Annotated in this window: 7 protein-coding genes; 4 read left to right on the forward strand and 3 right to left on the reverse strand. The window is 64.6% G+C overall.

The window, feature by feature from the left end:
• Positions 1 to 152 precede the first annotated feature (152 nt).
• Both ACESNB_RS00315 and ACESNB_RS00320 read left to right on the forward strand, forming a co-directional pair.
• Positions 153 to 377, forward strand: a complete 225-nt coding sequence (locus ACESNB_RS00315) for a hypothetical protein (RefSeq protein WP_373002368.1) — start codon at positions 153 to 155, stop codon at positions 375 to 377.
• Positions 378 to 407: 30 nt separating this feature from the next.
• Complete coding sequence (locus ACESNB_RS00320; protein WP_373002371.1) at positions 408 to 1,124, forward strand: DUF389 domain-containing protein; 717 nt, start codon at positions 408 to 410, stop codon at positions 1,122 to 1,124.
• Here the strand turns inward: ACESNB_RS00320 and pdeM are convergent.
• Positions 1,121 to 1,843: a ligase-associated DNA damage response endonuclease PdeM gene (gene pdeM / locus ACESNB_RS00325; protein WP_373002373.1), complete on the reverse strand. Its 723-nt coding sequence runs from the start codon at positions 1,841 to 1,843 to the stop codon at positions 1,121 to 1,123. The two genes, ACESNB_RS00320 and pdeM, sit on opposite strands and share 4 nt — an antisense overlap.
• A 217-nt stretch (positions 1,844 to 2,060) precedes the next feature.
• On the opposite strand from pdeM, the gene ACESNB_RS00330 reads away from it, so the two are divergent.
• A complete protein-coding gene (locus ACESNB_RS00330) occupies positions 2,061 to 3,197 on the forward strand; it encodes an acyltransferase family protein (protein ID WP_373002375.1) in 1,137 nt (378 codons plus the stop codon).
• A 3-nt stretch (positions 3,198 to 3,200) separates the two neighbouring features.
• Here the strand turns inward: ACESNB_RS00330 and ACESNB_RS00335 are convergent, their stop codons facing one another.
• Entirely contained in the window at positions 3,201 to 5,690 is a 2,490-nt protein-coding gene (locus ACESNB_RS00335; RefSeq protein WP_373002379.1) for a ligase-associated DNA damage response DEXH box helicase, read from the reverse strand.
• 110 nt (positions 5,691 to 5,800) lie between these two features.
• Here ACESNB_RS00335 and ACESNB_RS00340 point away from each other — a divergent pair, with 110 nt between their 5' ends.
• Positions 5,801 to 6,484: a hypothetical protein gene (locus tag ACESNB_RS00340; RefSeq protein WP_373002382.1), complete on the forward strand. Its 684-nt coding sequence runs from the start codon at positions 5,801 to 5,803 to the stop codon at positions 6,482 to 6,484.
• A 13-nt stretch (positions 6,485 to 6,497) separates the two neighbouring features.
• On the opposite strand, the gene ACESNB_RS00345 is transcribed toward ACESNB_RS00340, so the two are convergent.
• Positions 6,498 to 8,003, reverse strand: coding sequence for a serine hydrolase domain-containing protein (locus tag ACESNB_RS00345; RefSeq protein WP_373002385.1), 1,506 nt, complete (start codon positions 8,001 to 8,003; stop codon positions 6,498 to 6,500).
• Between the last annotated feature and the right edge of the window lie 100 nt (positions 8,004 to 8,103).

An 8,103-nucleotide genomic window follows, 5' to 3' on the forward strand; every position in this document is an offset into this window, starting at 1 on the left:
CCTCAGACGGATCGGCGCGAGGACAATCGAAGACCTCCACAACGCAATCGCCTCGGTCATCGACCTCTACTCAGCCGACGAATGCCAGAACTACTTCAAAGCTGCTGGATATGGAGTCAAATGATGCGGAAGTGCTTTAAGAGTCCGCTGCCATGTCATCACGCCTCGTCGAAGTCTTTGTCCAGGATGTGGGCGTGGACGAAGCCCGCAGCATTCTCGAAAGCTGCAGTGCCCGCCTCTTGCAGGAAACCGTTCCCGAAGGGCGCGAAAAGTTCTCGGCCATTGTGCTCAGCCACGATTTCGAAAACCTGCTCAAACGCCTCAGTAACGCCCTGCACGACAATGAAGGATTCGTCGCCCTCGTCATCGAATTGTAGCCCGTCATCCCGCCGCTGCAGGAACCGGAGGTGGCCGGCACAGACCATGGCCAACCCGTGCGTCCGCCCACCCCGATCGAGCGCTTCCTCAGCCGCGACCGGCGCAGCACCGACGAGATCTATCACGATGTCGTCGATTCCATCGCCCTCACGCCGGAATACCTGATCACGGTCATCGTCTCGGCCCTGATCGCCGCGCTGGGCATGCGCAGCGGCCAGACCGCCATCGTCATCGGCGCCATCGTCGGCAACGGCGCCCTCGCCTGGCGTGCCGGTCGCACGCTCTTTGTCGGCGCCGTCAGCGTGCTTGTCTTCACGGCCCTGCTCAGCCTGGTGATCGACTTCGATCCGCGCACGCCGGAACTCTACAATCGCACAATCGTGCATCTCGGCGACATCGCCCTTGCCCTCGCCTCGGGCGCAGCCGGCGTGATGGCGCTCAACAAGGGCGCCTCGGCGTCTCTGGTCGGCGTCATGATCGCCGTCGCCCTCGTGCCGCCGCTGTCAGCCGCCGGGCTCTATTTCGGGCAGGGCGATATCGGTCTGGCCCTGCGCAGCCTGTTCCTGTTCGCCACCAACCTTGTCTGTATCAATATCGCGGGCATTGCGGCCTTCCTGCTACAGGGTCTGCCGCCCAAGCGCTGGCGCATCACGGCCGGCGTGCTCGGCATCTGGATCGCCATCCTGCTTGTCTTCATGGCCATGATCACCGGCCGCATCGTCCTTGGCGTGAACTGGACGGGCTAGAACCGCCAGCGCGCACCATTCGCGACATCCGGCACGAGGCTTTTGGCTGACACGGCAAACACGCGCTCGCCGCCGAGCGCGAACGCCATCAGGCCCTCCGGGAACAGCGGCACAAAGGCATCGTCCAGCACGTTCAGCCCGCCGGTAAAGGCGCCCATGGCCGGCATCACCAGCCGCGCCCCGTCGCTGGCAAAACAGCGCCGCCGCACGACGCGCCCGCGCCCTTTCACCTTCACCGCCGGATGCAGGTGCCCGGCAATCTCGCCAACCTCGCCCGTCGGCTCGTGCCGGAACACGAGGCTGCCGATCCGCAGAACTTTCGCCGCGCGCCCGCCAAGGTAGGACGGTGGATCAGGATCGTGGTTGCCCTCCACCCAGACCCAGTCATGCGCGTCGGTCAGCGCCTTGATCCGCGCCGCATAGGCCGCCGGCAGGCGCAGCTCGGCGGCCCGGTCATGGAAACTGTCGCCCAGCGAGATCACCGTCTTCGGCATCAGGGCCGCACACAGCCGCTCGACCAGGTCCAGCGTAGCGCCGGTATCATAGGGCGGCAGCATCTGCCCTCGCGCGGCATAGGCGCTGCCCTTTTCAAGATGCAGGTCGGAGACGACAAGCACGCGCTCGGCGGCCCACCACAGCGCGCCCTCCGGCAACGGTAACAGCATCTCGCCGCCGAGGTGCAGCAGCGTTTCAGAGGGGCGGGCAGCGACGGCAGTCATCCCTGATAGGTGACCCGCAATCGCGCAGCCGTCAACGCGGGCTGTCACCCGCCCAGAAACGGAATTCAAATGTCACGCAGAATCACCTGTCTTTACAAGGGTTTTAAGCTTGGCTTCCTAGGACTGGCGAGCCGACAGATAGAAACAAACCGTGATGGGGCCCTGGGGCAATGGCCAAATCTGCAGTGTCCCTGACTGATGCCTTGAGAATTGCCCGATGAATCGCGGCTTTTCCCTCTATCTCGATGCGCTGCGCTTTCTCGCCGCGCTCGCCGTCTTTGTCTCGCACCTGGCCTATGCCCGCTTCACGAACGGCAACCTGCAATGGATCCGGGACATCAATCTCGGCAGCGACGCCGTCGTCGTCTTCTTTGTCCTGTCTGGCTATGTGATCGCCTACACGACCTTCGCGCGCGATCGCGGCCGCGCTGCCTATGCCGAGGCGCGGATCGCCCGGCTCCATTCCGTCGTCATCCCGGCCCTGCTCCTCACCTTCGCGCTCGATACATTCGGCTCATCGCTACAGCCGCAAATCTACGAGGCTCCGTGGTATAATGGCGAAAACCGGATCGGCCAGCTCATCGGTGCGCTGACCTTCTCGACGCAGGTCTGGTCCAGCAATATCAATGTCGGGTCCAACGGCCCGTTCTGGTCGGTCGCCTACGAAGCCTGGTATTATGTCGGCTTCGGAATAGCTGTTTTCTGTCGCGGCCCCATGCGCCTGGCCCTGCTGGCGCTGATTGCCCTCGTCGTCGGACCGCCCATCCTGCTGCTCGCGCCCTGCTGGCTGCTCGGCGTCGGGCTCGAGCGGACGCTCCGCCGGGACCACATGGCCACCTTGCCAAAGGCGGCCGCCTGGGGTCTCGCCCTTGCGCCCTGGGCGCTCTATGCCAGCGGCCTCGCGCTGCATGTGCCCATGCACATCACCGCGCTGACCGATGCCTTGCTTCATCGGCTCGCCCTGCCCGACTACGTGCTCGGCTTTTCCGACGAGTTCATCTGGAATTTCCTGATCGCCCTGTTGATGACCGCCCACTTCATCGGCGTTCACCGGCTCGCCCGCGAGGTTACCTGGATCAACGCCCGCGCAGGCGCAACCATCCGCTGGCTCGCCGGCGCGACATTCTCCATCTACCTGTTCCACTATCCGGTGCTCAACTTCCTGCATGGCCTGCCTGCTTTTGACAGCGCCAACCCGGCGCATCAGGTCACGCTCGCAGCCGTGGCGCTGGCCGCCTGCTTCCTGCTCGCGGAAGTCTCCGAGCGCCGCCTGCATTTCTGGAAACGCCTTGTCGGGCGCCTGCTCGGGCGTCTCGCCATCAACCGGCCAGAAGCCACCGCCCCACAGGCCTGACTTTCACTCCCGCATGGCGTCGCGCACCAGCACGTCTTCCGCCTCGCCCAGAACCGCATCCTGCACCGAGGCGCCGAACACTGGCTCGCGGCCCATTTCCAGCATCACCGGCACGGCGAACGGGCTGATACGGTCCAGCACATTGTGGTCAATCTTGCCGCGTATGCGCACCAGCATGTCCGACAGGCGCCGCACGTCGAGCAGGCCTGTCGCTGCGTCCTGCCGCGCCGCCTGCAGCAATATATGATCCGGTTCATGGCTGCGCAGCACGTCATAGATCAGGTCGCTGGAAAAACTCACCTGCCGCGAATTCTTCTCCTTGCCCGGCAGGTTGCGTGCGATCAGGCCGGACACCTGCGCGCAATGGGCAAAGGTCCGTTTCATCAGCGCGCTCTCGTCCAGCCACGCCTCGAGATCGTCACCCATCATGTCCGGATGGAACAGGTCACCCATGTCGAGGCCCGCCATGTCCTCCATCGCCCAGACGGCCATCGCATATTCGCTCGCCAAAAAGCCCAGCGGCTTGGCCCCCATCCGCTCGAGCCGCCGTGTCAGCAGCATGCCCAGCGTCTGGTGCGCGAGGCGCCCCTCGAACGGATAGCAGACCATGTAATGCCGGTCCCCGCGCGGGAAGGTCTCGACCAGCAAATGATCCGGCGGCGGAATGCTTGAGCGGCGCGCCTGTACGGCGAACCATTCCCGCACCGGGCCGGGCAGCGCGTCCCACTGGGCCGGGTCATGGATCATCTGGCGCACCCGTTCGGCGAGAAAGGTCGTCAGCGGGAATTTTCCGCCATTGTAAGACGGTATCGCCGGCTTCTCGCCCACCGCCCGAACCGTCAGCACGTCAAGCCCCTCGACACCGATCAGGCGCAACACTTCGCCGCCGAACAGGAACGTATCCCCCGGCACCAGGGTCGAGATGAAATACTCTTCGATCTCGCCCAGCTTGCGGCCCGCGCGCACGGTCCGCTTGCCGTCGCCGCCTGCCCCCTTCCCCACGAAACTGGCTAGCCGTACCGACAATTGCACCGCCTCGACAATCGCCCCGACATTCATCCGGTGCTGCTGCGCATCCTGCGCCGTGCGCGCCACCCAGCGCCCGTCCGGCCGCCGCACGATCCGGTGGAACCGGTCATAGGTCTTCAGCGCATAGCCACCACTGGCGACGAAATCGACGATCCGCTCGAACGTTTCCCAGTCGAGATCCGCATAAGGTGCCGCGCGGATGATCTCCTCATATAGCGGCACCAGGTCGAACCCGTCACCGCAGGCCCGGCCCATCACATGCTGCGCCAGCACGTCAAGCGATCCCTGCCTCAGGCCCTCACCATCAATCTCGCCCGCCTCCACCGCCGCTTCAGCCGCCCGGCATTCGAGCACTTCGAACCGGTTCGTCGGCACCAGCACCGCCCGGCTCGCCTCGTCCATCCTGTGGTTCGCTCGGCCGATCCGCTGGATCAGCCGCGCAGCGCCCTTGGGTGCGCCCATCTGGATCACGAGGTCCACCTCGCCCCAGTCGATGCCGAGGTCGAGCGTCGAGGTGCACACCACGGCTTTCAGCTGACCCGCCGCCATCGCTGCCTCGACCCGCACACGCTGGTCCTTGGCCAGCGAGCCATGGTGCAGCGCGATCCGCAGATTGTCGTCATTCACCCGCCACAGCTCCTGGAACATCACTTCGGCCTGGCTGCGCGTATTGACGAAGACCAGCGCCATCTTCGCTGCCTTGATCACCTCATACACTTCCGGCACCGCGAACCGCCCGGAATGGCCCGACCACGGAATCCGCTCCCGCGAGACAAGGATATCCACTTCCGCCGACACCCCACCCTCGGCGCGGATGATGCGCGCGTCCGGCGCCAGCCATCGCGCCAGGGCCTCCGGCTCCTTCACCGTCGCCGACAGGCCGATGAACCGGCAGGCCGGGGCCCAATTGCCAAGCGTCGCGAGCCCCAGCGACAGCAGGTCGCCGCGTTTCGAGGCTGCCATCGCATGCACCTCGTCGACGATCACGCATTTCAGGTCGGCAAAGAAATCCTTCGCATGGTCCGAGGCGATGAACAGGGCCAGCTGTTCCGGCGTCGTCAGCAGCACGTCCGGCGGCGTACGCCGCTGCCTCTGGCGCACATGGGAGGGCGTGTCGCCCGTGCGTGTCTCGATCCGGATGCCCAGCCCCGTGTCGCCGACCGGCGCCATCAGGTTGCGCTGCACATCCACGGCCAGCGCCTTCAACGGCGAGATATACAGCGTGTGCAGGGCCGGGATGCCCGTCTTCGACCGCCGCCCCTTGTCCTCCAACTCGATCAGGCTCGCCAGGAATCCCGCCAGCGTCTTGCCCCCGCCCGTCGGCGCGATCAGCAGCGCGCTATCGCCCGCCAGCGCCGCCTCGGTCAGCGCCAGCTGGTGCGGCCTCGGCTGCCAACCCCGCGCACCAAACCAGCCGGCAAAGGGTTCGGGCAAGGTAAACACGGGGGCGGCGCTATCTGGCATGTCGGGAATTAAACTATCGCAAGACGGGACACTTGCCTCTTTATTTTCAGGCGCGATTCAGGTGAACCTTGTTGTCTGGCCAGTTCAAGCGTCAACACAAGGGTCTGATCATGCACCGCTCGCTCCTCCCGCTGTCCCTGTTCGCTCTCCTGGCGTGGCAGGCGCTCGCCGGAACCCCGCTCCAGGAGGCGCTCGCCGCCAGTCCGGACGGGCCGCTCTACATATTCGATGTGATCGTCCAGAATGACGGCACCGACGCGATGATGCGGGTCGACCCGACCCGGCCGGAAGGCGAACGCCTCACCGTGATCTCTCCGCCACGCAAAGACTGGAGCGACGATTTCAGCAAGCAGGTCAAAAACATGCAGGCCGATACCGATGGCGATATCTGGTGCAGCAACCTTGGAAACAACATTCCGGATGATGCCGCGCTCGAGTCCGAAACGGCCACGACCGCCACCTATACTTACGCCCCCCGGGTCGGCGCTGAACCCGGCGACATGGACGACATTCTCAAATACCTCAAAGGCAAGGTTGTCGTCGCCAAGGACGACCCGGCCATCCTGTCGGTCGAGATGGTCGCCGAAAAGCCCTTCAGGCCGCTCCCGATTGCCCGGATCAGCCAGTTCGAAATGAAAGTCGCCTGCAACCGCGCACCCGACGGGCGAACGCATGTCGCCCGCGTCAATGTCGATATCAGCGGATCCGCCATGATGAAGGATTTCAGAGAGTCCGAACGTCAGACGATCACCAACCTGAAAGCCGTGCCCGAGTCCGGCATGGGCGCGAAATAGGCCCCGCGCCGGACTATTGCCCGGCGAGAAACTTCGCCCGCTCTTTCGGCGACATGTTCTCCAGTTCGGCATCAAGCTCGGCCTGGGCCCTGAGCGCCGAACGTTCGTCGTCCGCTGCCTGCAGCGCCATTAGCACGTCGCGGGTAAAATCATTGATCTCGAAATTTGCGCCGCCATTCGCGTCATAGCCGCGGCGCACGATCACCGCATTCATGCTGGGCGCGATGACGACAAACTGCCCCCGGTTGCCCGCCATGTAGAACGTGCCTTCGGGAACCCCCGCCGCATCATTCATCAGCCAGAATTGCGCGCCATAGCCGGGTCCGCTCTCCGGTTGCGCCGGGGCTGGCGTACGCACGAATTCCGCCCAGCCTTCCGGCAGCAGGCGTTCATTGCCCCACAGGCCGTCCTGCAGGTAGAGCTGGCCAACCCGGGCCAGGTCGCGCGCCGTTGACCAGACCTGGCTTGAGGCGATGAAATCGCCGTTCCAGTCGATTTCCATGGTCGTGTGCGCCGCGCCGATCTTGTTCAGCAGGCTCTCATACGGGAAGCGATGGAACGCATTGTCATCGTTCATCGACTCGCGCAGCGACCGCATCGCGATCAGCGTGTCATTGTTTGAATATTTGAACCGCGTGCCCGGCATGGCTTCCAGCACCTTGCTGCCCGCCTGGTCGACCACCCGCCCGCCGCCGAAATAGATCCGGTCGGTGCGCGCACCGCTCCCGCCGCTGTCGAGGCCGCTCGCCATGTGCATCAGGTTGCGGATCGTGATTATCCGGCGCGGATCGGCGCCATTGTTCCAGTCGGCGATCACTGCCGGATAATCGATATCGATCAGGCCGTTGCGCCGGGCCGCGCCCAGAACGGTGGCCGCAATCGACTTGCCGGCAGACCATGTCCGCTGCGGCGTCTCATGGTCCACGCCAAGCGCATAGCGCTCAGCCACGACCTGCCCGTCGCGCACAACGAGCACCGCGCTGGTGCGCGTGCCATTGCCATAGGTGCGCTCGTCAAAGGCGAACGAGACCGGCGCTTCAAGCCGCTCGGCCTCTTCGGTGCGCAGCTGGATCTTCACGTTCGCGCCGATGGCACTGCCCCGGTCCTGCGCCGGCGCGGCCGGCCAGCTGGCGAAATGCGGCAGGAAGGAAATCATGCTGAAATCGGCACCAATCGGCAGCTGAGTGCAGCCGAATCCGGGGCGCCAGGCGGCGATGCGCGGCGGCATCATCCCCGAATAGGTCACCGACACGGTCTTCATGGCCGTATTGACCTGCGCCTTCGGCAGCGTGTCGAACGCGCGCTGGTAATCCGGGTAGATGCCGCTGAGATCATTCTGGTCGATCTCGGCCATCGACTGGCCCGCTGTGAACAGGTCGGAACAGGCGAAGGCAGCTTTCCAGCCAGCCGCCAGCGCCAGGTCCATATCGTCTGTATTGCCGCCCTCCTGGGCAAAGGCCGCAGAGGCGGATACTGCAAGTGCAGCAAGGGACACGATCACGGCGGACACTGGACGCATGGACAAGTCTTTCCTGTTACGGGTGCCAGTGTATGCACACGATTTCATGTCGCAAGTATGGCGAGGCGGTTAGGGATTTGGCAACCTGTCCTCACCCCTC

The organism is Hyphomonas sp. (assembly GCF_041689225.1).
Classification (GTDB): domain Bacteria; phylum Pseudomonadota; class Alphaproteobacteria; order Caulobacterales; family Hyphomonadaceae; genus Hyphomonas.

Excerpts from the sequence above, each read along its gene's own strand:
- ACESNB_RS00315 (WP_373002368.1), top strand. The coding sequence starts at position 153 with ATGTCATCACGCCTCGTCGAAGTCTTTGTCCAGGATGTGGGCGTGGAC.
- pdeM (WP_373002373.1), bottom strand. The coding sequence starts at position 1,843 with ATGACTGCCGTCGCTGCCCGCCCCTCTGAAACGCTGCTGCACCTCGGC.
- ACESNB_RS00330 (WP_373002375.1), top strand. The coding sequence starts at position 2,061 with ATGAATCGCGGCTTTTCCCTCTATCTCGATGCGCTGCGCTTTCTCGCC.
- ACESNB_RS00335 (WP_373002379.1), bottom strand. The coding sequence starts at position 5,690 with ATGCCAGATAGCGCCGCCCCCGTGTTTACCTTGCCCGAACCCTTTGCC.
- ACESNB_RS00340 (WP_373002382.1), top strand. The coding sequence starts at position 5,801 with ATGCACCGCTCGCTCCTCCCGCTGTCCCTGTTCGCTCTCCTGGCGTGG.
- ACESNB_RS00345 (WP_373002385.1), bottom strand. The coding sequence starts at position 8,003 with ATGCGTCCAGTGTCCGCCGTGATCGTGTCCCTTGCTGCACTTGCAGTA.